Here is a 24,172-nt window from a genome sequence, read left to right as displayed (position 1 = left end):
TTGAGCATCGCTGGACGACACATCGAAGCCACCGCGAGAAGCTGAGGCCGACAACCCGAGCGCGAAGGAGACCGACGTGGCAGTGGGAACCGAGACGAACCTGGCCGAGCTCTACTCGGAAGTGCGGAACTTCTACGGCCGGCACATGCAGCTTCTCGACGCCGGAGACCCGGAGGGATGGGCGAACACGTTCACCGAGGACGGCTCGTTCGCACCGCCGTCCTTGCCCGAACCCGTTCGCGGAAGGGAAAACCTCATCGCCGGGCTGCGCAAGTCCGCGGCCGACCTGGCAGAAAACGGCGAGGTGCACCGGCACTGCATGCTCATGACGACCGTGACACCACGCGGTGACGGCACGATCGTCGCCACGAGCTACACGCAGATCATCTCCACCGCGCGCGGAGGCGAGCCCCGGCTGCACCTGATGTGCGTGTGCAGGGACATCCTGGTGCGGGAAGACGGCGAACTGAAGGTCCGCGAGCGGGTGGTCACCAGGGACGATCGCCCATGAGTACCTCGCAAGCGGTGATCATCACCGGTGGCGGCACCGGGATCGGCCGGTCGGTCGCGCGCGCCTTCGCGGCCCGTGGCTCCAGCGTGCTCATCGTGGGCCGGTCCGCCGAGCCCCTTGCCGAGACGGCTGAAGGCCATGCGGGGATCAGGACGCTCACCGCCGACATCACCAAGCCCGACGCGCCGACGACCATCGTGGACGCCGCGCTGGATGAGTTCGGCCGGGTCGACGTCCTGGTCAACAACGCCGGGACCGGCGGGTTCGGCGCGCTGCCCGAACTGGATCCAGGCACGGTCGGCGCGCAGTTCGACACCAACCTGCTGGCGCCGGTCTTTCTCACTCAGCGCGCGGTGAGTGCCCTCTCGGAGACCGGCGGCACGGTCGTCAACGTCAGCACAGCTGGTTCGCTAGGGCTGCGTTCGTGGCCCGGCAACGCCATCTACGGGGCCAGCAAGGTCGCGCTCGACTTCCTGACGCGGTCATGGGCGGTTGAGCTCGCACCACAGGGGATCAGAGTTGTCGGCATCGCACCCGGCATCGTCGACACAGGTGTCGGGGTGCGGGCCGGGATGTCACAGGAGGTCTACGACGGCTTCCTGGCGCAGATGAAGTCCCAGATCCCGAGCAAGCGGGTCGGCACGCCCGAGGAAATCGCCTGGTGGATCGTGCAGCTGTCGCAGCCAGAGGCTGCTTACGTCAACGGCGCCGTGCTCGCGGTCGACGGAGCTCTTTCCATTACCTGACGAAAAACGCTGTGCGGGCGACACCGAGTTCGCCCGCACGGCGCTCGTTTGCCTCAGCTGCCTTCGGCGTATGCCTTGGCGTGGCGCATTGTCGCGATGCTATTGCGGCCAAGGGCTTCGCGGATGAGCTTGCGCGCGTCTTTTACCGTGGCCTGTCGCCCGAGGACCGTGGTGATGGCACCCGGATCGATCACGACCGTATGAGCCGAGGTGATCACGGCCGTGCCATCATCGCTGCCGAAACTCCACTGTCCGGTGTGGACTTTCATGAGCGCGGGTGTCCGGATTTGCTTGTAGACGATCCGGTCGGCGGGAAAGCAGATCCGCACCGACTTGGTGGTGTGCACGTCGTTGTCGGCGCTGCTGGTGTCCATTTCGAGTAGCTGTACGTTCGGGGTGTCCTCTTGCAGCGCGATTCTGGCCACGTGCGGAAGCCGGGACTGCCACTGGCCCGCGTCGTAGATGAAGTCGTAGAGGTCCTTCGCGGCGCCGTCGACGCGTACCGTGTCCGTGAACGTGAGCAGCAGGCCCTCATCCGCTCCATGCCGCTCGGCCGCCGACTTCAGCGCGCCCAGCTCCGCGCCGCTGTTGAGGTCGATTGCCTTGAGGATCAAGCCGACCTTCTCGGGATCGTCACCAACAGCATCGAAGTCGTGAGTAAGACGGACCCTGGTTTCGTTGCCGGACAACGGTTCGATCAGCCATTCGCCGCCCATCGCGGCGACCGGGGGCTGGGAAACCTCCTGCCGGAACCGAACCCGCAGGTTGTCGGCGTCGAGGTACCTGCGTGAGGTCCAGCCCTTCGGTTCCCCGTTCGCGGTCGCCCAGATCCGAATCCGTTCCTCGGCCTTACCACGCTCGGCGTAGTCCACATACACCGTTGGCGGGAAAATACGTGGCCAGCTGCCGACATCGGCGATCAAGTCGTAGACCACCCGCGCCGGGGCAGCCACCGTGATCTCGTGCTCGGTCGCGTGTGACATGGTCCTCCTCAGTAGTTCCCGAGCCCGCCGCAGACGTTCATCGCCTGCGCCGTGATCGACGCCGCGGTGTCCGTGACCAGGTAGCCGACAAGACCGGCGACCTCTTCGGGGGTGCTGTACCTGCCGAGCGGAATCTTCGCCTCGAACTTTTCCCGCACAGCGTCGGTGGTGGTCTCCCAGAAGTCCGCGTAGCGCTGGCGAACACCTTGGGCCATCGGTGTTTCGACGTATCCGGGACATACGGCGTTGACCGTGATCCCCGACTTGGCAAGCTCGATGCCGAGCGCTTTGGTGAAGCCGACCACGCCATGCTTGGACGCCGAGTACGGCGCGCCGAATACCACGCCCTGCTTGCCTCCGGTCGAGGCGATACTGATGACCCTGCCTTGTTTGCGATCGAGCATTCCGCCGGTTGTCAGCACCTCCCTGGTGACCCGGAAGACGCTGTGAAGGTTGGTGTCGACAACGTCCAGCCAGAGCTCGTCGGTGATCTTCGCGGTCTCCCCGCCGCCACCGCGGCCCGCGTTGTTCACCAGCACACCCACCGGGCCGAATCGGTCCACGGCCGACGATACGAGTGCGCGAATCTCGTTCGGTGCGCGAACGTCACAACTGACGCCGTCGACGTCCAGCGCGTCTTCGCGTAGTTGCTTCACGGTCAGGTCCAACCGGTCGGCGTCGCGCGCGCAGATGAACACTCGCATCCCGCGCCCGGCAAGCAACTTCGTGACGGCGAGGCCGATGCCACTGGTGGCGCCAGTGACGATGGCTACCTGCTTTTCCTCGGCGGACATGGATTGCTCCTCACGTCGATGCGGCGACGAAGCCCGACGGTGTCATCGAGCACTAGAAACGCACTAGATTGTCCGGCGGTGTGGCGGTCTTCTAGTCGCTTGCGAGTTCGGGAGCGCACAGTTGGCCCATGACGGCTGACGGGCTGGAAAGTGCGATAACCTTTGTCAACAAGTTCACTGTTCACTCCTCGCCGGAGGAGTTCGAGCGGGTCTTCCGCGAAACTGGTGAGTTCTTTGGCAAGCAGCCCGGTTTCCTGCGCTACACGTTGCTCAAGCATGTCGACGAACAGAACAGTTACGTCAATATCGCGCACTGGAGCGACCTGGATTCCTTCCACAATGCGTTGTCCAAACCGGACTTCAAGCCGCACGCGTCGGCTCTTCGTGCGCTGAGCACGAGCGAATCGAACCTGTATACGGCCAAGCAGACGTTGGCGGCGGATTCGCGCTGAGCTTTGCCGTACATCTGATGTCGTCAGCCCGCGACGCCAGATGGATCTCACTCAAACGGAAATCGTCAGCCGAGGCGACCGCGTCGTGTACAGGCTCCGACGGAAAGTCGCGATGACCAGTTAGAGATTTGGATACTTTCATGAACAGGATGACACGACGCGGGTTCTTCGGGGTAAGTGCCGCCGCTGGCAGTCTGACCATCGGGGGCCTTGGAACAGAGGTCGCCGAGACCTCCGGCACTTGTTTTCCACCACTCGGCCCAGAGGCAGTCGGGCCAAGGGATCCGCGTTATCAGGCATTGGTTACCCGAGCCTACAATTCTAGATTTTCCAGTCAGCCGGAAAAGGTGTACATGGTCGGTTCTGCCGATCAGATCGTTCGAGTTGTCAACGAGGCAGTACGAAACCGGAAACGCGTCGTGGTGCGCAGCGGTGGGCATTGCTTCGAGAATTCCGTCGACAACCCGGACGTCAAGATCATCTTGGACATATCCGAGATGAAATCGGTGTATTTCGATCCGGAACGGCGGGCGTTCGCGGTCGAGGCCGGCGCCACGCTCGGCCAGGTGTACCGGACGCTGTTCCTTGGCTGGGGCGTGACGATTCCTGGTGGCACGTGTCCCAGCGTCGGCACCGGCGGACACGTTGTCGGCGGTGGCTATGGCGCGCTTTCCCACTTGTACGGCTCGGTCGTGGATCATCTTTACGCGGTGGAAGTCGTCGTGGTCGATCGATCCGGCCGCGCCAGAACGGTAGTGGCGACAAGGGAACCCACCGATCCGAACCGGGACCTTTGGTGGGCGCACACCGGTGGCGGCGGTGGGAACTTCGGCATCGTCACCCGCTACTGGTTCCGCTCGGCGCGGGCACGAGGCAATGACCCCTCGGCACTATTGCCCAAACCACCCTCGCTGCTCCGGCAGGCCGGGGTCGCTTGGCAGTGGCCCGAACTGACCGAGCAGGTGCTGCGCAAGCTGCTGGACAACTACACGACCTGGCATCTCGCCAATCCTCACGCGAATATGCATAGCGGGCTCAGTCTGCTGCATCGCTCGGCCGGCGAGGTCCGGGTGGACATTCAACTCGACGAGGATCAGCCGGACGCGGCGCGGCTGATGACCGACTACATCGCGGTCATCAGCAACGGCCTCGGCATCACGCCCGCGATACAGAACTACACTTGGCCATGGTTACAGTCGACCCTCTCCAACTATCCTTACCTTGCCGGACACAGGTTCAAATCGAAGTCCGCGCTGCTGCGCAAACCGTGGTCGGACCGGCAGATCGCGGTCATCTACCGGTATCTGAGCCAGAGCGACGACGCCGAGTACTCCGGCTCCGGCGCCTACTTGAGCCATATGGGCGGAGCGATGAACGCGGTAGCGCCGGACGCGACCGCGCTGCCGCACCGCGACGCGGCCTTCAACTCGTTCTACGAAACGGCTTGGGTGCAACCGGAGAACGATGATCTGCACCTGTCCTGGATCCGAGGACTCTTCGGGGAGGTGCACAGTGACACCGGCGGCGTTCCGGTGCCCGGCCCCGCCCACAGCGGCACGCTGATCAACTACGTGGACTCGGACTATGCCGACCCGCGATGGAACAAATCGGGCGTACCTTGGCAAGCCTTTTATTACCGGGACAACTACCCGAAGCTGCAACGGGTCAAGGCGCGGTGGGATCCGCGCGATATCTTCCACAACGCGATGTCGATCCGGCCGATGTGACCGTCCCAACTGGACGCCCCGAGAACGCCCTCAGCGGAACGCCGACAGGCCGGTGACCGCGTGGCCGATGGTGAGCGTGTGGACCTCCTCGGTGCCCTCGACCGTGAGCACGGCCTCCAAATTGGCCATGTGCCGCATCACCGGGTAGTCGAGGGTCACCCCGTTGGCGCCGAGCATGCCACGTGCGATGCGGGCGACCTCGATCGCCGAACGCGCGTTGGCGAGTTTGCCGAGGCTGATCCGCACGGGCGTCAGCCGGCCTGCCTGTTTGAGAGCGGTCAGCCGCAGCGCCGTCATCCCGGCGTGCGTGACCGCGATCGCCATGTCCGCGAGCTTGCGCTGGGAGAGCTGGTATGACGCCAGCGGCCGGCCGAACTGCTCGCGACTACCCACGTAGTCGAGCGCGCTGGTGTAACAGGAGCGGGCCGCGCCGACCACGCCCCACACGATGCCGAAGCGGGCCTCGTTCAGACAGGACAGCACACACTTCAGCCCCCGCGCCCCTGGCAGCAGCGCCGGAGACGGCACCCGGACGTCGTCGAGCACGATGGTGGCCGTGTTCGAGGCACGCAACGACAGCTTGCGCGTGATCTCGCGTGCGGTGAAACCCGGCGCGTCGGTGGGCACCAGGAACCCGAGGATGCCGTCGTCGGCACGCGCCCAGATCACCGCGACGTCGGCGATGGCGCCGTTGTTGATCCACGTCTTCGTGCCGGACAGTACCCAGTCGGCACCGTCGCGGCGGGCGAAGGTGCGCATCGACCCCGGATCGGAACCGGCTTCCGGCTCGGTGAGGCCGAAACACCCGAGCGCCTCGCCCGTGGCCATCGCGGGCAACCATGCCCGCCGCTGGTCCTCGCTGCCGTAGCGGTGGATCGCGAACATGGCTAGGCAGCCCTGGACCGACACGAGGCTGCGCAGCCCCGAGTCGACCGCCTCAAGCTCGCGGCAGGTCACGCCGTAGGCATCCGCCGAGAGCCCGGGGCACCCGTACCCGTTCAACTGCATGCCGAACAGACCGAGTGCGCCGAGTTCTTTCGCCACGTCGCGGGGCAGCGTCCCGCGTTCGTACCAGTCGGCGATCCGCGGTCCGAGTTCGGTCGTGGCATAGGCGCACACCGCGTCGCGCGTGGTCCGAGCCTCGACGCTCAACTCGTCGTCGAGATCGAGCAGATCGTGTTCGCTGGACGTCGCCCCGGCACTCGCCATTGGAGTCATGCTCACGATCACCTTTCCACGCCTGGGTTTTCCGTCGGTCGGCCGTCATCCGGATCCCGCGCTCGAAGCGCCCGGGTAGATCCACCGCCGGCTGGAACGGCGGGGCCGTGACCCGGGACGCTGTGTATCGGCGGTATTGGCGCTGTCTCCCGCGTCCACGCGTTGCCGTGGTGGACGAGGTCGCCAGGTGAAGCGAGTCGTCGAATCAGGGACGCCAGCCATCGCCTTGGGGCCACGGCTCGGCAAGCTGCCGGTAGGTACCGATGAAATCGGGCCAGTCCCGGTGGTCGCGAATCTTTCCATCGACAATTCGAATCAGATGAATCTGCTCGCCCGAGAATTTCCGGCCGGTCGCCGGCATACTCAGCATGTCGCCGACCTGGCGGCCGTAGAGCACCAGCCGCGCACGCACCCAGTCCCCATTCTCCTCATAGCCGATCTCCTCAAGATACACCTCTTCGGAGAACGTCATCTTCAGCCACTTCACGGCCATGACGAAGGTCTGTGGTCCGGTCTGGTCCTTGAAATGTTCCATGGCACCAGGGTTCAGGTAATCCGGATGGATGAATTCCTCGACGTCGTCCGTGTTTCCGGTGTTGTAGGCATTCACCATTCGCTTGACGAGGTCAACGTTTTTGCTCATCTAATCTCCCGCGTGTGACTCCACTGCTTGCGCGTCGGACTCCGTAATCATTGGTCAATTCCGCCGCCGGAAACAAGTGGTCGGTGTTGCGTTTCGACTGTTTTCCGAGCCGGCTCGGAGTGCGACGCCGGTGAACATCCGGTACCGCCATGCAGGGAAAGAACGGGCTTGCGAAGCAAGTGACCGCCGTGCCGACGATTCGATGTGACTTCGGCGACCGTACGGTGTACCATACGGTTACCGCGCCGAACGTTTCGATCGATCGTGACGTGCGGAGTTCAGGTACTCAAGCAGCCGGATGAGGGGAATTTCATGACCATTCTCGTGACCGGAGCGACGGGGAACGTCGGGCGATTGGTGGTCGATGAGTTGATCGGCACCGGCGAGCAGATCCGGGCACTCACGGTCAGTCCGGAACGCGCGGCGCTACCGCCGGACGTGGAGGTCGTCAAGGGGCACATGGGTAAACCGGCCGCGGTACGCGAAGCGCTCGCCGGGGTCGACCGCGTGTATCTGGCTCCTTCGGGGGAAACCATCAACGACTTTCTCGCCATGACAGCGGAAGCGGGGGTGCGCAGGGTCGTCGCGTTGTCCGGCAGCGGGGGCAGCGAGGACAAGCCGAGCTACTTCTACTCTCAGATCGAGGATGCCTTCGTGGGGAAGGATTTCGACTGGACCTTTCTCAGGCCGGGCGCATTCATGGCGAACACACTGGACTGGGCACCGGCGATCCGAACCGAAGGGGTGGTCCGGGCGCCGCACGGTGACGCGCCGACAGCGGCAATCGACCTGCTCGACATTGCCACGGTGGCCGCGAAGGTGCTGCTCGAAGACGGGCATGTTGGCAGGAAGTACGAGCTCAGCGGTCCCGAACCGCTGACCCAGTTCGAGCAGGTGCGGCAGATCGGCGAGGCGATCGGCCGCGAGGTCAAGTTCGAGGAACTGACCCGCGAGCAGGCGCTTGCGCTGTGGTCGGAGGCAATGGGAGTCGAGACGGCGGACTTCATGATCGGCGTTCTCGGTGACGCGATCGACAATCCCCCTCCCGTGGTGCCCGAGATGGATGAACTCCTCGGCCGTGCCGGCCGCACTTTCGCGCAGTGGGCAGCCGCACACGCCGACGAGTTCCGGTAGAACACCGGCTTTCGCGGGCGCGCCGAAACTTTGGCGCGTACCCGCGAAATCCTTTGTCAGCTACTTCCCCGCTCAGCCAGGTCAGTGCCGCACGGTCGCGGTGACATACCGGACCGGAACTTCGAGAAGCGCCGGCCCATCACCATCCCGCAAGGCATCCAGCGCGGCAATCAGACGTTCGCGCAGCTGCTGAGACTCGGCGGGAGGAAGATGCTGCCACAGCAGGCGCATGCCCTGGGTGTGCGACCAGTCCACCCACGCCTCACCGGAATCGACGACCACGTGGAGAGGCTCGTCGACCACGTCGACATCCCGGAAGCCTGCGTGCCGCATGGTTCTCCGCAAATCACCGATCTTGCCTAGCCAGCTGTTGAACCGTCGACGCAATGCTTCGGGCTGCCATTCGGCCGGCAGGTTGCGCAGCAGATCCTGGGGGATGAGATCGGTGAACATCGGCGGGAGAAACGGAAAGGTGTCGTCGGTGAACACCGGGCTGGTGAACGCGATTCGTCCGTTCTCAGCCAGCAGCTTCGCGTACCTGGCCATCGCGGCGGGCGCGTCGGGAATGAAGATGACGCTGTAGCTGCCGGTGACAAGGTCGAACGACTTCGCAGGCAGATCCGGGTTTTCACCGTCCAGCACTTGAAGCTCCACATTCGTGGCGCCTTGCCGTTCAGCTTCCGCGCGGGCTTCCTCGATCATCGCGGGTGCGATATCGATACCCAGCACGTGGCCGGTGGGGCCGACCAACTCCGCGGCGGGAAAGAGGCTCGCTCCCCGACCGCAACCAACGTCGAGTACCCGGTCGCCTGGTCGCGGCGCGGCGCGCTCGATGAGGCGACGTCCCATGGGCGTGAAGAATTCGACGCCGAGCCGGTCGTAGGAAGCCGCTGCCCTGTTGAAGGCCGCGGTGACAGTCGACTTGTAAGCCGCCGAGTCCACGTTGCTCTCCTCATTCCGCGAGTGGTGGTTCGAGCGTTCACGGCCGACCTAGAATCCAGCTGGATGTTGGCTCCGAACGCGATCTATTTTGGCTAGCGAAATATCCGGAGGACGTCGGCTATCCCTTGTTTCCCGCGGCTGGCTCAGCCAACAATTACGACGGTTGATAAAGGTCGAAGACGGACCAAATATCTCGGGCGAGATTCACCTGATTCGAATTGGCGACCATCGGACTGGACCCGATTACACCCTGAGGAGCGTCGTTGATGGTGAGTGCGGAGGCCGCGCGGCAGAGTATGCGAGAACTGGACGTCCTGTTGCGACTCGGCAGCCTGCATACCCCGATGGCGGTGCGCGTCGCGGCTACCTTGCGGCTGGTCGACCACATCAACGCGGGACACGACAGCCCGGCGAAGCTGGCGAAGGTGACGGGTACGAATGCGAACGCGCTCCTACGCATCGTCCGGCACCTCGTGGCAGTCGGGCTCCTCAGGGAAACTGGGCCAGATCAGCTGGAGCCGACCACGACGGGCCGGTTACTGGCCGATGACCATCCTGCCCAGCAGCGTGCCTGGTTCGATCTGACCAACGCCGTGGCCCGCGCGGACCTCGCATTCGTCCGGCTGCTCGACGCGGTCCGCACGGGCAGGCCGACTTACGAGTCGATATACGGGCAGCCGTTCTATGACGACCTTGCCGCCAACCCGGAGCTTGCGAAGTCGTTCGACACTCTGATGGCTTGCGACCAGGACTTGGCCTACGACGCGCCCGCCGCGGCATACGACTGGAGCAATGCCAAGCACGTACTGGATGTCGGCGGTGGCATCGGTGGATTCCTCGCCGCCATCGCCAAAATCGCACCCCATGTTCGCGGGACACTGCTGGAGCTCCCACTGGTCAGCGAGCGGGGCGCCGAACACTTCAGGACGGCAGGGCTCGATGACCGGATGAACACCGTGGCCGCTGACTTCTTCGAGCCCCTGCCGGTCAAAGCCGACGTGATCGTCCTGTCGTTCGTGCTGCTCAACTGGTCGGACGACGAAGCGCGACGCATTCTGCGCCGGTGCGCCGACGCATTGGAACCAGGTGGGCGGATCGTCGTGCTGGAACGCGATGACCTTGCCGAGGACGCGTCTAATGAGAAGTTCACGATCCTGGACATGCGGATGCTCGTCTTCCTCGGCGGCAGGCTGCGCACGAGGGACGAGTGGTCGACCTTCGCCTGTTCGGCGGGGCTGACCGTCGAGTCGGCAGAGAAGGTGGCTTCTCCTTCGGTCCCGTTCGACCTTTCCCTGCTGGTTCTCGCGCCGAATGGAGAGAAGGCATGAGCGAACGTGTTGTCTCATCGGGAGATGTGAAGCTGTGGAGCCAGGACTTCGGTGACCCGGCCAACCCGGCACTGTTGATGATCATGGGTGGCAACCTGACCGCCTACGGCTGGCCGGACGAGTTCGTCCAGCTACTGGCCGACCGCGGCCTGCACGTGATCCGGTACGACCACCGGGATACCGGCAGGTCCTCTTTCCGGGACTACCAACAGCATCCCTACACCTACGACGACATGGCGGCGGACGCGGTCGCGGTGCTCGACGGCTGGGAGGTCAGCAAGGCACACGTTGTCGGCCTTTCGATGGGCACCTCGCTCGCCCAGGTGATGGCACTCAACCACCCCGGCCGCGTCAGGAGCCTGATACTGATGCTCGGCGGCGCGCTGGACACCGACTTCGACGCGGCCATCGAGGCCGCGTTCGAGGGCAAGACACACGTGAACGGCTTGCCGGTGCCGACCCAGCGATTCCTGGACATGCTGACCCGTGTCCAGCAGCCCGCGGAGGATCGCGAGGCCATGCTCGCCAAACAGGTCGACAAGTGGCGCCTGCTCAACGGCCCCGGAATTCCGTTCGACGACAAGGAATACCGGCGCTGGGAGGAGCGCGCGATGGACCACGCCGGGACGTGGGAGGAACCCGTCACGCACTACATGGTCGGTCTGCCGCCACAGAGCCGGGGAGAGGAACTGCGCGCCGTCACCGCGCCGACTCTGGTGATCCAGGCTCCGAACGACCCCGCCGCGCCGCCGCCACACGGCCAACACCTCGCCAGCCTGATTCCGGGAGCTCGGGTGGCCGAGATCCCGGGCATGGGGCACGCCCTGCCGACACCAGTGCACGCGCCGCTGGCTGACGTGATCATCGCGCACACACTCACCGGCGAAAGGGAATAAGATCCATGTCTGCCACGTCAACGACGTCTGCCACGGCACGAACCGCGACCAACAGTGACCTCGGTCGTCACCTGCTGACCGTTCGCGGCTTCCAGTTCATCTTCGGTGCGCAGGGAGACCCGTACGCGTTGCTCCTGAGGGCGGGCAGCGATGACCCGGCCGCGCTCGACGCGCGAGTGCGCGAGCGCGGCGCGCTCTACAAGAGCGAGACCGGCGCCTGGGTGACCGGGCATTACCCGCACGCCCGCGACATTCTCGCGGATCCGCGGCTGGAGCTGCGCCACGAGGGTGAGGACGAGTCCCCGCAGCAGCACATGTTCCAGGACATCTGGGACAACCCGAAGCTCTGCCACATCGTTCCGCTGGACGACGCGTTCCTCAACCTCAAGCGTGCGGACTACGAGCGGATCGGCACACTCTTCGATCCGTTGCTCGGCGCCGAGGCTGTGCGGGCACACCACCCCGCCGTGCAGCGGATCGTCGAGCGGACAGCGGGCAGCTTGCCCGGCGAGTTCGACATGATGGCGGACTTCGCACGACCTGTCGCGACCACGCTGGTGGCGGAGATCCTGAACATTCCGGCTGACGAACGGGACCGTTTCGCCGAACTTGCCTCCAGCGTCGGCATCGCGCTGGACAGCGGATTGTGCCCGCCGCAGTACAAGGTCGCTCGTGCCCTGATGACCTCCCTTGCCGAGCTCCGCGAATTGCTCGGCACACAGCAACTGTTCGGCGAACAGCGGCCGAGCACGGGCGGCGCGGAAGACGTGCTGGCGGCGGGCCTGCTGCTGACGGTGGCCGGTATCGAGGTGGCGGTGAACCTGATCTGCAACTCGGTGGTCGCGCTGCTCGACCATCCTGACCAGTGGCAGGTGCTGCGCGGCGATCCCGGCCTCGCCCGCGGAACGGTCGAGGAGACCCTGCGATTCGACTCGCCCGTCCGGCTGGAGCACCGCATCACCACCAAGGACGTCGAGATCTGCGGAGAGAAGATCCCGGCTGATACTCAGCTTGTCGTGGTGGTCGGAGCCGCCAACCGAGACCCGGCGGTTTTCGCCGAACCGGAACGATTCGATATCATCCGGAAGTCCGAAGTAGACCAGCTGAGCCTGTTTGGCGGACTCTACGGCGGATTCGTCGCGCCGCTGGTCCGGTTGCAGGCCGAGGTCGCGGTGGGCGCCCTGGCAGCCCGCTTCCCGGCGCTGCGCCATCGCGAGCGCGTATTGCGCCGGATGCGGTCCCCGGTCACGCGCGGGGTCCTGCGGTTCCCGGTCAGCAACGCATAGTCAAGGGAGGATCCGATGCGAATCCTGATCACGTCGTTCGCGCTGGACGCTCACTTCAATGGTGCCGTTCCGTTGGCCTGGGCATTGCGAACCGCGGGACACGAAGTAAGGGTGGCGAGCCAGCCCGCGCTGACCGAGAGCATCACGCAAGCGGGCCTCACCGCGATTCCGGTCGGCAGCGACCACAGGATGCACGAGGTCACGCGGCGGGTGGGCGCGAGCATGTATGCCCAGCATTCGAGCCGTGACTTTCTCGAACACCGACCGGAGCTGCTGGACCTTGATTTTCACATCGCGTCCAACTCCCTGCTGACCGCGACGTACTACATGCAGATCAACAACGACTCCATGGTGGACGAACTGGTCGACTTCGCCAGAAACTGGAAGCCGGACCTGGTCATCTGGGAGCTGTTCACCTTCGCCGGTGCCGTGGCGGCCAGGGCAGCCGGTGCCGCGCACGCGCGCATACTGTCCTTTCCGGACACTTTCTACGGCGTTCGCAAGGTCTTCCTGCAACGAGCGGCGAAGGAACCCGAGCAATACGACGACTCGTTGGAGGAATGGCTGACACTCGTGCTGGAGCGGCACGGGTGTGAGTTCGACGAGGAAGTCGTCACCGGGCAGTGGACCATCGATCAGATGCCCGTCGGTGTACGACTTCCGCTCGGCCTTCCGACCGTGGAGATGCGTTACCTGCCATACAATGGCCCGACACCGGCTGTGGTGCCGGACTGGCTGCGAGTCGCACCCACTCGGCCGAGGGTGTGCTTCACGCTGGGGGAAACGATCCGGCAGTCGGAGTTTCCCAACGCGGTGAAGGTGGCGGACCTCTTCGAGGCGATCGAGAACCTCGACATCGAGGTTGTCGCTTTGCTCAGCGAAAAGGAACTCGAAGGAGTGCCGAAGGTTCCCGGCAACACCCGCGTTGTGGACCGTGTTCCGTTGGCCGCGTTGATGCCGAGCTGCTCGGCGATCGTGCACCACGGCGGCGCCGGTACCTGGGCGACTGCCGCGGCCTACGGGGTTCCCCAGGTCGCGATGGGCTGGATGTGGGACGCGATCTACCGCGCGCAGCGGCTTGAGGAGCTGGGCGCGGGGCTGCATATCCCTTCGTTCGAGCTGACCGTGGAAAAGCTGCGGGAGAAGTTGGTGCGGGTACTGGAGGAGCCCTCGTTCACCGAGGGCGCGCAACGCCTGCGGGACGTGATGGCTGCCGCCGCCAGTCCGAATGAGACTGTTCCAGTCCTGGAGCGGCTGACCACCCAGCACCGCGCGGGTTAGGCGGTACCACGTAGCCGAGCACCGAGCGCGGCGGGTCCATGGTGGACGGGTTCTGCCCGCCCACCATGGACGGTGTGATTTCGGATGCGTCGGGGGGTGAGCCGGCGACGCTACTTGCGGGCGCCGATGAACAGGCCGCGGCCGGAGTGCAGGCCCTCGATGTAGTCGACCGCGAAACCGGCCGCGGCGAAGGCGGTTTCGTATTGCTCACGGGTGAACAGCGTGATCAGGTGATTCTCGACGAAATGCCGGGCACCGTTGACGGAGTCGGCGACGACGTAGTGCACGTCCATCCTGGACGCGTTGCCCTCCAACTTGGAGTGCGACACCCTGGAGATGGTCATGCCATCCACTTGGAGCACCGATCCGGAGACGTAGCCGTCGGCGTAGTTTTCCAGGAACCACCATGGATCGACCGCAACTGCTCCGCCGGGAACGAGATGGTGGGCGAACCTGGTCAGCGTCGCGGTCAGCTCCCGCGTGGTGGTCAAGTATCCGATCGAGCCGAACATGCAGCTGATCGCGTCGAACCTCCGGCCGAGATCGAAGTCACGCATATCGCCGAGGTGCAATTCAGCCCCTGGCACGGTTTCTCTTGCGGTCCGCACGAATGGTTCGGAGATCTCCAGGCCCTCGACGTGATCGAACAACGTTGCGAACGCCTTCAGGTGCGATCCGGTCCCGCAAGCGACGTCCAGTAGCGAGACCGCGTTCGGGACGCGCGACCGGATCCACTTTGTCACCACTTCGGCCTCGGCGAGGTAGTCCTTACCCCGGCCGCGATGGATCAGTTCGAAGACCTCGGCCAGATCGGCTCCATACACGGGAATCTCCTACGGTATCGGTCGCTCCCCAACCAGGTTCCTCACTCCGTGTCTTCGTTTGCCGTCGGCGGGTACATCCACGTCATCGGGTCGAGGTCACGCGGGATCCAGGCTGCCGAGGACTGTTCGGCGTTCACGCTCTTCTCGACGAACCCGATGTTGTGATACATGTGCAGCGCACCGACTTCTTTGTCCATTGCGGACGGGCGGCTACCTGCTCGTTCCTGATGGTGCAGCGAGTCGACCAGCGTCTTGAGGAAACCAAGTGACGTACCGGGGTCGTTCAGATCGTCGCTGCCCCCGTTCCAGCCGGGCCAATACGAGGTCTGCAAATCTTCGATCACGTAGAGACCACCCGGTGCCAGCAGCGGAAACAGTGCCTGGAACGAGGTGATCACATCGGCACTCAGATGGCTGCCGTCATCGATGATGATGTCCAGCGGGCCGATCCGGCCCGCGAGTTCGATCAGGAAGTCCGGATCCGCCTGGGACCCCTTGATCGTCCGAATCCTTGGTTCGTCGAGGCTCGACTTGTCGTAGATGTCCAGGCCATTGATCAGGCCACGCCGGAAGTAGTGCTTCCACATCCGCAGCGACTCGCCGCCCTGGTCGGATGCTTCGTACCCGCCGATACCGATCTCCAGCAGCTTGACCCGGCGTTCCCGGTAGGGCGCGAAGTGCCGATCATAGTGTGGCGTATACCAATGGTCGGCCCATTTGTCCGACCCGAAGTGCAGCGCCAGCGTGTCGAGGTCCAGCTGCCTCGGCGAGCAGGCTTTCAGCAACTGGTGCACGGCCAGTGCCGTGGCTCGCCGCTTGTCCAGCACGGCGTCGGGGTCGATGGTCTTCGGCCCGGGGTTCTCCATCAGTTCGATCTCGCGGGTGGCATGCTCGCCACCGACCGGCCCGAATACCGACCGCACGAGTTCGGCGAGGTCCTGCCGTATCCGCGCTGGGGCGTCTTGCGACCATCCAGACTCTACTTTGGACTCGCCGGGGCCGATGGTCACCAGGTAGCCGAGCTTCTTGTCCGCTGCCGCGAGATCGAATTGAATGGTCACCGGCATGCTGGGGCCGACGAGCAACGCGGCTCGCGACACCATCTCTCTCAGCACGAGCGAGGCGTCCACGTCATCGAGCCGCGCTCTCGTGTCTTCCTCGACCCCGTCCGCGATCGACAGCAGCTTCTCCACGTCACCCCATCTCTCCGAACCAACGCACCCATGCTCATCGGTAGCCCTAGAAACGCGCCAGAGAACCGGTACATGCCATCAGTTTTGCCGGACGGGTCGAACCGGCTCCTGCTCCGCGGCGAATATACGAGGTCTTGAGGAGGCCCGGCCAAGCTTGCGGAGGTGACTGTCCTGGGCGCGGTCGGATCTCATCCATCCGCCCATCCGTGACGGAGGAGCACTATGTCGACACGCCTTTTCACCTCGGAGTCGGTGACCGAGGGGCATCCGGACAAGATCTGTGACGCGATCTCGGACTCGGTTCTGGACGCGTTGCTGGAGATGGATCCTTGCTCCCTGGTGGCAGTGGAGACGATGGTGGCTACCGGGCAGGTCCACGTGGTGGGCGAGGTGACATCCGAGGCGTACAGCGACATCCCGTCGATCGTCCGCGCGAAGATCGTCGATATCGGATACGACTCTTCGGCAAAAGGTTTTGACGGGCGTTCGTGTGGTGTCAACATCGCGATCGGGGCGCAGTCTCCTGATATCGCGCAGGGCGTGAATCACTCCCACGAGTCGTGCGTGGCGACCGCTGTCGAAGCCGAGGACGAGATCGTTCTTCAGGGGGCAGGTGACCAGGGCCTGATGTTCGGGTACGCGTGCACGGAGACGCCGGAGCTGATGCCGTTGCCGATCGCGCTGGCCCACCGGCTGTCCCGTCGGCTGACCGCGGTCGGCAAGAACGGAGCGCTCCCCTATCTGAGGCCGGACGGCAAGACCCAGGTGACAATCGAGTACGCGGGAGACCAACCGGTGCGGCTGGACACGGTAGTGGTGTCCAGCCAGCACGCGGACGGGGTCGATCCGGACTCGATGCTCGCGACCGACGTACGTGAGCAGGTGGTGGTTCCGGAGTTGGCAGGGCTTGAGCTGGACACCGAGAAGGTGCGACTGCTGGTGAACCCGACCGGCCGGTTCGTGATCGGTGGCCCGATGGGCGACGCGGGCCTGACCGGCCGGAAGATCATCGTGGACACCTACGGCGGAATGGCGCGGCACGGTGGCGGTGCCTTTTCGGGGAAAGATCCATCCAAAGTGGACCGTTCGGCGGCCTATGCGATGCGTTGGATCGCGAAGAACGCGGTCGCGGCCGGCCTTACGCGCCGGCTCGAAGTACAGGTGGCGTATGCGACCGGGGAGGCGGCGCCGGTCGGGCTGTTCGTGGATACCTTCGGCACCGCGACAGTGGACCCAACCCGGATTGAGCGAGCGATCAGGGAAATTTTCGATCTTCGTCCGGCCGCCATCATCCGCGACCTTGACCTGTTGCGGCCGATCTATTCGCCGACCGCGGCATACGGGCACTTCGGCCGGACAGACCTCGACCTGCCTTGGGAGCGCACAGACCGCGCTGAGTTACTGGCCAAGGCGGCCGGCGCGTGAGGTTCACCTGCTTCCTTGAGGGCGTTACTAGCTAAGGGTGCCATCCTGGCGGATGGGGCTGACGCCAACAGGGAGACGAACAGATGGATAGCGGCACCACGCTGTATTTGGACCTGTTGAAGAAGGTCCTCACCAATGTCATCTACAAGGATGGGGCGCAGCAAGCGTCGTGGTATTACTTCGGGGAGGGCTACTCGGAACACAACCGGGCCAATGGGGAGGACTGGCCGATGGTGGCCCACACCATGGTCGGTTTGAAGCGCCTCGACAATCTGCAATATTGTGTGGAAAAGGTGCTGGCCGACAACGTTCCCGGTGACTTGATCGAAACGGGCGTGTGGCGTGGCGGTGCTTCCATCTTCGCCCGTGGAGTTCTCGAGGCGCATGGGGTGAAGGACCGCACGGTGTGGCTGGCGGACTCGTTCGAGGGCATGCCCGTCACCGACGGGAGCAGCCACCCGAGCGACCGCGAGCTGGCTCTGCACAAGTACAACGATCACTTGGCCATTTCGCTGGACCAGGTCAAGGAGAACTTCGCCTGCTACGATTTGCTCGACGATCAGGTGGCTTTTCTGCCGGGCTGGTTCCGGGACACGCTGCCCACCGCGCCGATCGACAAGCTCGCGGTGCTGCGACTGGACGGCGATCTCTACGAGTCCACAATGGATTCCCTGGCCAACCTGTACCCCAGGCTTTCGCCTGGCGGGTTCGTGATCATCGACGACTACGTCATTCCGGCTTGCAGGGAAGCGGTCCTGGAGTACCGGGAGAAGCACGGTATTACCGACGAGATGGTCACCATTGACGACAGCAGTGTCTATTGGCGCCGTAGCTCTTGACCCACCGCTCCTTCGCCGCACCGGCAGCATTGCCGCCAGTGCGGCGATAGATCAGCGGTCCTTGCGTTTGCGGTAGGCGATCATGGTGAGCGGCGCGAACACCACGACCAGCGCCGCGGCCAGCCCGAGTGCCCAGGCGACCTGCCCTGCCGTAGCGGTGCCGTGCATGAGGCCACGCGCCGCGGTAGCGGCGTGGCTCATCGGGTTGGCGTTCGCGAACGCCGCCATCCAGCCGGGCATGGAGGCGGTGGGGACGAAGATGTTGCTCGCGAATACCAGCGGGAACACCACGATCATGCTCGTCGAGGCGACTGTCGACGGTGACTTGGCTACGACGCCCAGCGTCGTGAAAATCCAGCTCACGCCGAATGCGAATACGATCAGCACCGCGACCGCGGCGATGCAGCCGACCACGCTCGCCGGGCGGAATCCCAGCAGCATTCCAAGCCCGATCGTCAGGCCGAGTGCCACGATGTAGCGCCCCATGTCGGCCAGCAGGCTGCCGACGATGGTTGCCGGCTGCCAGAACGGCAGCGTACGGAACCGGTCGAAGATTCCCTTGGTGATGTCGGTGTTCAGCGCGGTCCCCGTGTAGACCGACATCATCACTACCGTCTGCACCAGGATCCCCGGCAGGAACTGCTGTAGATAGACGGTGGTGGAGCCGTCGATCGCGCCGCCGAACAGGTACGTGAACACCAGCAGGAAGACGAACGGGAACAGGACCATGTCCAGCAACTGGCCCGGGTGGTGCCGGAACGTGGACACCGCTCGCCACAGGTGAGTGAGCGAAGCTGACAACGGGCCCGGCCTCTTGGGTCGCGCGTGGGTCGCCAGCGCGTTGCGCAGTGCGTTCTCGAGGACCGGCTTGGGTTCGACGATCGTGTCGTCATTGGTGGCGGTGGTCATACGGCAACCTCCTCATTCTTGTTGCCTGCTTCGGAGCCGGGGCTGACATCGACCTTGTGCCCGGTGAGTGCCAGGAAAACCTCGTCGAGGCTCGGCTGGCCGAGCGCGTAGTCGGCGACCCTGATACCGGATCTGGACAGCATGACCAGTGCCGCGGCGACCTGCTCCGGGTCGTTGGCCCTCGCGGAAATGGCCAACGGGTCGGATGCGAGCTCGACCGGTACACCGAGGGCCTCGGCAAGCAGCTCGCTCGCCTTTGGCCGGTCCTCCGCGCGGAACAGTCTGACCTGCACCGCCCCGCTGCCGACCGAAGCCTTCAGCTCATTCGGGGTTCCCTCGGCGATGATCTTTCCGTGGTCGATGACCGCGATCCTGCCGACCAGCGCGTCTGCCTCCTCCAGGTACTGGGTGGTCAGCAAGACCGTGGTGCCGACCGCGACGAGGGCCCGGACGGCATCCCAAACCTGATTACGCCCCTGCGGGTCCAGTCCCGCGGTCGGCTCGTCGAGGAAGAGCAACTTCGGGGAAACGATGATGCTTGCCGCGATGTCCAGCCTGCGCCGCATGCCGCCCGAGTAGTTCTTCGTCAGTCGATCGCCCGCGTAGTCGATACCGAAGGCTTCGAGTAATACGTTCGCGCGTTTGCGCGATTCCGCCCACGAATGACCCAGCAACCTCGCCACCAGCACCAGGTTCTCCGCGCCTGTCAGTGCCTCGTCCACCGACGCGAACTGGCCGGTGAGGCTGACTACCCGGCGAACCTCCTCGGGTTGCTTCATGACGTCGTACCCGAAGACCCGCGCGGTGCCTTCGTCCGGTTTGAGCAGGGTGGCCAGCGTGCGGATGGCCGTGGTCTTCCCGGCTCCGTTAGGGCCGAGGAAGCCGTAGACCATGCCCTCCGGCACGGTCAGATCCACCCCGTCCAACGCCCGGACTTTCCCGAAGACCTTGACCAGCCCTTCGGTCCTTATCGCTAAATCCGACTGCGATTCCAATTTTCTCTCCCGGTGTGAACAGTCACCCAAACTTGCGGTACTCAGCCATGCCTGATCAGGCATTCCTTCACGGACCGCATTGATTCTCGTTGTTCGTACACCTGAACAGTACGGTGTACTATATCAGCGTACGGTACGCTTGGCGGGAGATACAACGCAAGGCCTGGCGCCGGAAGGACAAGCCACAGTGACTACACGCTCACCCGCCCTCGACCTCGTGCGCAGCATCTATCTGCTATGGGGGCACCATCCGGCACCAGGGCGCTCGGGGTTGAGTGTCGAGGTGATCGTCCGCGCGGGCATCGAGGTCGCCGACGCCCGAGGTATCGACGCGGTGTCGATGCGTAAAGTCGCGGAGCACATCGGGGCGGGAACGATGTCGCTCTATGCTCACGTGCCGGGCAAGGACGACTTGATCGCGTTGATGGTCGACGCTGTTTATGCCGAGCCGTACGGCAACGACGTGGCCGCGGCGACCAGCCAGGGCGACTGGCGCGCGGCCATGCGCTATGTCGCCCGGCGCAACTGGGACCTCTACGTTCGCCACCCCTGGTTGCTGGACCTGCGGCCCTCACGCCTGGCCCTCGGACCGAACCTCAGTCGTAAGTACGAGACCGAATTGCGGCCCCTTGACGGAATCGGCCTTTCGGACATCTCGATGGACTCGACGCTGTCGATGATCCTCAGCCACGTCGAGGCCACCGCCCGGTCCAGTCGTCACATCGTGCGAACTCAGGATGACTCCGGGATGAGCGACACCGACTGGTGGGCCATCGTCGCGCCCGCGCTGGAGCAGGTCATGGACGACGGAGATCTGGCCGTGTCCGCACGTGTCGGAAACACCGTGGGCGAGCAGTTTCAGGCCGCGAGCGCGAGTCCCGATCACGCGCTGACGTTCGGCCTCGACACCATCCTCGACGGCATCCAGGCGAACCTCGATCGCCAGTGATAACGTACACCGTACTGTATGCGTGTACGGTGGGCGTATGTTTCAACGACGTGCGACAGCAGAGTTCATCGAGGTTCGTGGAGCGCGGGAGAACAACCTGCGCGAGATCGACCTGGACATACCCAAGCGGCAACTGACCGTCTTCACTGGAGTGTCCGGCTCGGGCAAGTCGTCCCTTGTCTTCGGCACGATCGCGGCCGAGTCTCGCCGCCTGATCAACGAGACCTACGACGCGTTCGTCCAAGGCCTCATGCCGCATGCTCCGCAACCCGACGTCGACGCGTTACGTCACATGACAGCAGCCATCATCGTGGGCCAAGAGCAAATGGGCGCCAACTCCCGCTCCACCGTGGGCACGGCGACCGACACCTACACCATGCTGCGCCTGCTGTTCGCCCGCGCGGGAACCCCACGGGTGGCATCGCCGAACGTGTTCGGCTTCAACGACCCGCGTGGCATGTGTCCGGCCTGCGAAGGTCTTGGCCGCGTGACCGCGGTCGATCCTGACGCCCTTGTGGATATGAGCAAGTCGCTCAACGACGGCGCCATCGACTTTCCCCACTTCAAAGTCGGCTCATGGCAATGGAAGCTCTACGCGGAGACCGGACTGTTCGATCCGGACCTGCCGCTGCGTGACTATGCCGAAGCTGATCTGCATGAGCTGCTCTACGGTAAAGAGCGCAAGATCAATACGGGCAGCGTCAATCTGACCTATCAAGGCTTGATCACCAGGCTGCGCACCGGCCTGCTCCAAGACCGCGACTCCATGCAACCCGCGCAACGAGCCGCGGTCGAGCGGGTGGCCACCCAGCAGATCTGTGACGAGTGCGGCGGCGCACGACTCAACGCCACTGCCCGCGCCGTGCGGCTCGGTGGCCGTTCGATCGCCGATTGCGTGGACATGCAGGTCGACGAGCTCGCGGAATTCCTTGCCGGGCTCGACCTGCCGGCGGGTACGGCCCCGCTCTCCGCCGTCCTGCTGCACGCCTTGAAGACCTTCGCTGAAATCGGGCTCGGATACCTCAACCTCAACCGGCCCACTTCGACGCTGTCGGGCGGTGAGGCGCAACGCACGCGCATGGTCAAGCACCTCGGCTCCGCCCTTACCGACGTCACCTACGTCTTCGACGAGCCGACCACCGGACTGCACCCGCACGACGTGGAGCGGATGAACCACCTGCTCCAACAGTTGCGCGACAAGGGCAACACGGTGCTCGTCGTCGAGCACAAACCCGAGGTCATGGCCATCGCCGACCACATCATCGACATGGGGCCCGGGGCGGGCATCCACGGAGGCGATGTCGTATACGCGGGAGACATCGCGGGCCTGCGCCGCTCCGGCACCCGCACCGGCGCCCATCTCGAACAGCGCCAGGCTCTGAAGACCCACACTCGTGTCCCCACAGGGTGGCTGCCCATCCGCGGCGCGGCAGTCACCAACCTTCGGCACGTCGACATCGATGTCCCACTCGGCGTCCTCGTCGCCGTCACCGGCGTTGCCGGATCGGGAAAGAGCTCACTGATCCATGGCTGCCTGCCCCGCGAACAGGCCGCGTTCGTGGACCAATCGGCCATCCGCGGCTCGCGCCGGTCCTCACCCATTACCTACACCGGCATTCTCAACCCGATTCGAAAAGCATTCGCGCAGGCCACCGGAGCGCCCGCGGCGCTCTTCAGCGCCAACTCCCAAGGAGCCTGCCCGGAATGCAAGGGCCAGGGAGTGATCTACACCGACCTGGCCTTCATGGCCGGCGTCGAATCGGTCTGCGAGACCTGCTACGGCAAGCGTTTCACCGACGAAGCTCTCAGTCACCGGCTGCGTGGAAGAACCATCGCCGAGATCTACGAATTCTCGGTCGAAGAAGCCAGCGACTTCTTCAGCGAAACCAGTGTTCTGCCCATGCTGCACAGGCTCCGTCGCGTAGGACTCGACTATCTCGGGCTCGGCCAGCGACTCACCACACTTTCCGGCGGCGAGCGGCAGCGGCTCAAGCTCGCCATCGAGATGGCCGCCGACGCCGACATTCTCGTCCTCGACGAGCCGACCTCGGGACTGCACATGGCCGACACCGATCGACTCGTCGCTCTGCTCGACGAGATCGTCGGAACGGGCCGCACCGTCATCGTCATCGAGCACAACCTCGATGTCATCTCTCGTGCCGACTGGATCATCGATGTCGGCCCGGGCGCCGGTCATCAAGGCGGCCGCATCGTCCACTCGGGAACGCCTCGGGAACTCCTGACCGCGCGTGATTCACGTACCGCGGAACACCTCGCGCGCTACCACCGCTCCTCATCAGATGTCGAGGGGCTGACTGTCTGAGTCAGACACTGCTCAGGACTTACGGTGCGCGACCCAGAGGCCGTCCCGCACTGGCACGATGACGCTGGCGAAGTCGGGGTCGCTTGCCAGCACCTCGTTCATCCGTCGTACGCCCGCCAGTTCGTTGGACGGCTCACCGATGTCCCCCGCGACGACTCCGCCGCCACAGAAGGCATTGTCGATCATGAGGACGCCGTCCGCTTCGAGGTGCGACTTGGTGAGCCGCAGTAGCTCGGTCGCGAGCGCGGGATCACCACCGAAGTACCGGTGCTTCATCACGTCCTGGAAGATCAGGTCGTAGACGCCGAGGTTTGGCAGCAGCTCGAACACGTCGCCGACGATGATCTCGACCCGGTCGGCGAACCCGGCGCGATCGATGAAGTCGGCCGCGCGTGCGGCGCGCTCCGGGTCCAGCTCGATGCTGGTGACCTTGCCGCCTTCGGGCAGTGCGTGCGCGAGCCACAGCGCCGAGTAGCCGATCGCCGTACCCAGCTCAAGCACCCTCGTGGCCCGCTCGCCGCGCAGCGTGGCGAGCGTCTGAACGATCGTGCCCTCCAGTCTGCCGATGACCGGGATGCCCTCGTTGTTCGCGACCGTCTCGATCTCCGTCATCACGGTCGCGAGTCTCGGAGGCAGTTCCACCGCGCGCGCGAGGGCGGTGGCGAAGACCTCCTTCGGGTCGGTGCTGTCCTGCGGGACGATGGGCAGCGGTGTGTTGATCATGAACTGATCCCCTTCTTGGTAGTGCGTGTCGTCGTCATGGAACACATGGAC

The 24,172-nt window shown here is 64.5% G+C and carries 23 protein-coding genes; 13 read left to right on the top strand and 10 right to left on the bottom strand.

Annotated elements, in window-relative coordinates; genetic code table 11:
• Positions 1-76 precede the first annotated feature (76 nt).
• Complete coding sequence (locus BAY61_RS07765) at positions 77-511, top strand: nuclear transport factor 2 family protein (RefSeq protein ID WP_211323453.1); 435 nt, start codon at positions 77-79, stop codon at positions 509-511.
• Positions 508-1,257 carry an SDR family NAD(P)-dependent oxidoreductase gene (locus BAY61_RS07760; protein ID WP_176879613.1) on the top strand — a complete coding sequence of 250 codons (750 nt, stop codon included), beginning with the start codon at positions 508-510 and terminating at the stop codon, positions 1,255-1,257. Before BAY61_RS07765 ends, BAY61_RS07760 begins: the two co-directional genes overlap by 4 nt.
• A gap of 53 nt (positions 1,258-1,310) precedes the next feature.
• Here BAY61_RS07760 and BAY61_RS07755 read toward each other — a convergent pair whose 3' ends face one another.
• Both BAY61_RS07755 and BAY61_RS07750 read right to left on the bottom strand, forming a co-directional pair.
• Complete coding sequence (locus BAY61_RS07755; protein WP_091800415.1) at positions 1,311-2,240, bottom strand: aromatase/cyclase; 930 nt, start codon at positions 2,238-2,240, stop codon at positions 1,311-1,313.
• A gap of 8 nt (positions 2,241-2,248) precedes the next feature.
• The gene (locus BAY61_RS07750; protein WP_091800413.1) at positions 2,249-3,034 is read right to left on the bottom strand and encodes an SDR family NAD(P)-dependent oxidoreductase; all 786 of its coding nucleotides are present in this window, start codon (positions 3,032-3,034) and stop codon (positions 2,249-2,251) included.
• A 128-nt stretch (positions 3,035-3,162) separates the two neighbouring features.
• Here BAY61_RS07750 and BAY61_RS07745 point away from each other — a divergent pair, with 128 nt between their 5' ends.
• Positions 3,163-3,486, top strand: coding sequence for an antibiotic biosynthesis monooxygenase family protein (locus BAY61_RS07745; protein WP_091800410.1), 324 nt, complete (start codon positions 3,163-3,165; stop codon positions 3,484-3,486).
• 140 nt (positions 3,487-3,626) lie between these two features.
• Entirely contained in the window at positions 3,627-5,213 is a 1,587-nt protein-coding gene (locus BAY61_RS07740; protein WP_091800407.1) for an FAD-binding oxidoreductase, read from the top strand.
• 30 nt (positions 5,214-5,243) lie between these two features.
• On the opposite strand, the gene BAY61_RS07735 is transcribed toward BAY61_RS07740, so the two are convergent.
• Together BAY61_RS07735 and BAY61_RS07730 are read right to left on the bottom strand one after the other, a co-directional pair.
• On the bottom strand, positions 5,244-6,431 hold the full coding sequence (locus BAY61_RS07735) for an acyl-CoA dehydrogenase family protein (RefSeq protein ID WP_245866175.1): 1,188 nt from the start codon (positions 6,429-6,431) through the stop codon (positions 5,244-5,246).
• A gap of 205 nt (positions 6,432-6,636) precedes the next feature.
• Positions 6,637-7,074 (bottom strand): ester cyclase, encoded by a 438-nt coding sequence (locus BAY61_RS07730; RefSeq protein ID WP_091800401.1) that lies wholly within the window; start codon positions 7,072-7,074, stop codon positions 6,637-6,639.
• 312 nt (positions 7,075-7,386) lie between these two features.
• On the opposite strand from BAY61_RS07730, the gene BAY61_RS07725 reads away from it, so the two are divergent.
• Positions 7,387-8,208 carry an NAD(P)H-binding protein gene (locus BAY61_RS07725; protein ID WP_091800398.1) on the top strand — a complete coding sequence of 274 codons (822 nt, stop codon included), beginning with the start codon at positions 7,387-7,389 and terminating at the stop codon, positions 8,206-8,208.
• A gap of 81 nt (positions 8,209-8,289) precedes the next feature.
• Here BAY61_RS07725 and BAY61_RS07720 read toward each other — a convergent pair whose 3' ends face one another.
• Complete coding sequence (locus BAY61_RS07720) at positions 8,290-9,150, bottom strand: class I SAM-dependent methyltransferase (protein WP_091800396.1); 861 nt, start codon at positions 9,148-9,150, stop codon at positions 8,290-8,292.
• A gap of 266 nt (positions 9,151-9,416) precedes the next feature.
• Here BAY61_RS07720 and BAY61_RS07715 point away from each other — a divergent pair, with 266 nt between their 5' ends.
• Genes BAY61_RS07715 through BAY61_RS07700 form a run of 4 tightly spaced genes read left to right on the top strand, consistent with a single transcriptional unit; the run spans position 9,417 to position 13,941 of the window.
• Positions 9,417-10,478: a methyltransferase gene (locus BAY61_RS07715; protein WP_091800393.1), complete on the top strand. Its 1,062-nt coding sequence runs from the start codon at positions 9,417-9,419 to the stop codon at positions 10,476-10,478.
• Positions 10,475-11,374 (top strand): alpha/beta fold hydrolase, encoded by a 900-nt coding sequence (locus BAY61_RS07710; RefSeq protein ID WP_091800391.1) that lies wholly within the window; start codon positions 10,475-10,477, stop codon positions 11,372-11,374. The genes BAY61_RS07715 and BAY61_RS07710 overlap by 4 nt, the downstream gene beginning before the upstream one ends.
• Before the next feature lie 5 nt (positions 11,375-11,379).
• Positions 11,380-12,660 (top strand): cytochrome P450 family protein, encoded by a 1,281-nt coding sequence (locus BAY61_RS07705; RefSeq protein WP_091800388.1) that lies wholly within the window; start codon positions 11,380-11,382, stop codon positions 12,658-12,660.
• 15 nt (positions 12,661-12,675) lie between these two features.
• Positions 12,676-13,941 (top strand): activator-dependent family glycosyltransferase, encoded by a 1,266-nt coding sequence (locus BAY61_RS07700; protein ID WP_091800385.1) that lies wholly within the window; start codon positions 12,676-12,678, stop codon positions 13,939-13,941.
• A gap of 110 nt (positions 13,942-14,051) precedes the next feature.
• Here the strand turns inward: BAY61_RS07700 and BAY61_RS07695 are convergent, their stop codons facing one another.
• Both BAY61_RS07695 and BAY61_RS07690 read right to left on the bottom strand, forming a co-directional pair.
• The gene (locus tag BAY61_RS07695; RefSeq protein ID WP_091800383.1) at positions 14,052-14,765 is read right to left on the bottom strand and encodes a class I SAM-dependent methyltransferase; all 714 of its coding nucleotides are present in this window, start codon (positions 14,763-14,765) and stop codon (positions 14,052-14,054) included.
• A gap of 41 nt (positions 14,766-14,806) precedes the next feature.
• A complete protein-coding gene (locus BAY61_RS07690; RefSeq protein ID WP_091800381.1) occupies positions 14,807-15,958 on the bottom strand; it encodes a hypothetical protein in 1,152 nt (383 codons plus the stop codon).
• Positions 15,959-16,180: 222 nt separating this feature from the next.
• On the opposite strand from BAY61_RS07690, the gene metK reads away from it, so the two are divergent.
• Positions 16,181-17,383: a methionine adenosyltransferase gene (gene metK, locus BAY61_RS07685; protein WP_091800378.1), complete on the top strand. Its 1,203-nt coding sequence runs from the start codon at positions 16,181-16,183 to the stop codon at positions 17,381-17,383.
• Positions 17,384-17,466: 83 nt separating this feature from the next.
• On the top strand, positions 17,467-18,222 hold the full coding sequence (locus tag BAY61_RS07680) for a TylF/MycF family methyltransferase (RefSeq protein WP_091800375.1): 756 nt from the start codon (positions 17,467-17,469) through the stop codon (positions 18,220-18,222).
• A 51-nt stretch (positions 18,223-18,273) separates the two neighbouring features.
• Here the strand turns inward: BAY61_RS07680 and BAY61_RS07675 are convergent, their stop codons facing one another.
• Together BAY61_RS07675 and BAY61_RS07670 are read right to left on the bottom strand one after the other, a co-directional pair.
• Positions 18,274-19,131, bottom strand: coding sequence for an ABC transporter permease (locus BAY61_RS07675; RefSeq protein WP_091800371.1), 858 nt, complete (start codon positions 19,129-19,131; stop codon positions 18,274-18,276).
• A complete protein-coding gene (locus BAY61_RS07670; RefSeq protein WP_249033858.1) occupies positions 19,128-20,126 on the bottom strand; it encodes an ATP-binding cassette domain-containing protein in 999 nt (332 codons plus the stop codon). The genes BAY61_RS07675 and BAY61_RS07670 overlap by 4 nt, the downstream gene beginning before the upstream one ends.
• Positions 20,127-20,409: 283 nt before the next feature.
• Between BAY61_RS07670 and BAY61_RS07665 the strand changes: the two genes are divergently transcribed.
• Together BAY61_RS07665 and BAY61_RS07660 are read left to right on the top strand one after the other, a co-directional pair.
• The gene (locus tag BAY61_RS07665; protein WP_211323454.1) at positions 20,410-21,075 is read left to right on the top strand and encodes a TetR/AcrR family transcriptional regulator; all 666 of its coding nucleotides are present in this window, start codon (positions 20,410-20,412) and stop codon (positions 21,073-21,075) included.
• Between the two features lie 37 nt (positions 21,076-21,112).
• Positions 21,113-23,398 (top strand): ATP-binding cassette domain-containing protein, encoded by a 2,286-nt coding sequence (locus BAY61_RS07660; RefSeq protein ID WP_091800363.1) that lies wholly within the window; start codon positions 21,113-21,115, stop codon positions 23,396-23,398.
• A 12-nt stretch (positions 23,399-23,410) separates the two neighbouring features.
• Here BAY61_RS07660 and BAY61_RS07655 read toward each other — a convergent pair whose 3' ends face one another.
• Positions 23,411-24,121 (bottom strand): O-methyltransferase, encoded by a 711-nt coding sequence (locus BAY61_RS07655; RefSeq protein WP_143021349.1) that lies wholly within the window; start codon positions 24,119-24,121, stop codon positions 23,411-23,413.
• Positions 24,122-24,172 lie beyond the last annotated feature (51 nt).

The organism is Prauserella marina (assembly GCF_002240355.1).
In the GTDB taxonomy this organism is placed as follows: domain Bacteria; phylum Actinomycetota; class Actinomycetes; order Mycobacteriales; family Pseudonocardiaceae; genus Prauserella_A; species Prauserella_A marina.
Note: the sequence above shows the minus strand (reverse complement) of the source record. Positions and strands in the feature narration are given on the sequence as shown.

What these genes read in the sequence shown, in the direction of transcription:
- BAY61_RS07715 (WP_091800393.1), top strand. Translation starts at nt 9,417, where the DNA reads ATGGTGAGTGCGGAGGCCGCGCGGCAGAGTATGCGAGAACTGGACGTC.
- BAY61_RS07680 (WP_091800375.1), top strand. Translation starts at nt 17,467, where the DNA reads ATGGATAGCGGCACCACGCTGTATTTGGACCTGTTGAAGAAGGTCCTC.
- BAY61_RS07735 (WP_245866175.1), bottom strand. Translation starts at nt 6,431, where the DNA reads ATGACTCCAATGGCGAGTGCCGGGGCGACGTCCAGCGAACACGATCTG.
- BAY61_RS07700 (WP_091800385.1), top strand. Translation starts at nt 12,676, where the DNA reads ATGCGAATCCTGATCACGTCGTTCGCGCTGGACGCTCACTTCAATGGT.
- metK (WP_091800378.1), top strand. Translation starts at nt 16,181, where the DNA reads ATGTCGACACGCCTTTTCACCTCGGAGTCGGTGACCGAGGGGCATCCG.
- BAY61_RS07655 (WP_143021349.1), bottom strand. Translation starts at nt 24,121, where the DNA reads ATGATCAACACACCGCTGCCCATCGTCCCGCAGGACAGCACCGACCCG.
- BAY61_RS07705 (WP_091800388.1), top strand. Translation starts at nt 11,380, where the DNA reads ATGTCTGCCACGTCAACGACGTCTGCCACGGCACGAACCGCGACCAAC.
- BAY61_RS07730 (WP_091800401.1), bottom strand. Translation starts at nt 7,074, where the DNA reads ATGAGCAAAAACGTTGACCTCGTCAAGCGAATGGTGAATGCCTACAAC.
- BAY61_RS07755 (WP_091800415.1), bottom strand. Translation starts at nt 2,240, where the DNA reads ATGTCACACGCGACCGAGCACGAGATCACGGTGGCTGCCCCGGCGCGG.
- BAY61_RS07760 (WP_176879613.1), top strand. Translation starts at nt 508, where the DNA reads ATGAGTACCTCGCAAGCGGTGATCATCACCGGTGGCGGCACCGGGATC.
- BAY61_RS07750 (WP_091800413.1), bottom strand. Translation starts at nt 3,034, where the DNA reads ATGTCCGCCGAGGAAAAGCAGGTAGCCATCGTCACTGGCGCCACCAGT.
- BAY61_RS07740 (WP_091800407.1), top strand. Translation starts at nt 3,627, where the DNA reads ATGAACAGGATGACACGACGCGGGTTCTTCGGGGTAAGTGCCGCCGCT.
- BAY61_RS07745 (WP_091800410.1), top strand. Translation starts at nt 3,163, where the DNA reads ATGACGGCTGACGGGCTGGAAAGTGCGATAACCTTTGTCAACAAGTTC.
- BAY61_RS07710 (WP_091800391.1), top strand. Translation starts at nt 10,475, where the DNA reads ATGAGCGAACGTGTTGTCTCATCGGGAGATGTGAAGCTGTGGAGCCAG.
- BAY61_RS07675 (WP_091800371.1), bottom strand. Translation starts at nt 19,131, where the DNA reads ATGACCACCGCCACCAATGACGACACGATCGTCGAACCCAAGCCGGTC.
- BAY61_RS07660 (WP_091800363.1), top strand. Translation starts at nt 21,113, where the DNA reads ATGTTTCAACGACGTGCGACAGCAGAGTTCATCGAGGTTCGTGGAGCG.
- BAY61_RS07725 (WP_091800398.1), top strand. Translation starts at nt 7,387, where the DNA reads ATGACCATTCTCGTGACCGGAGCGACGGGGAACGTCGGGCGATTGGTG.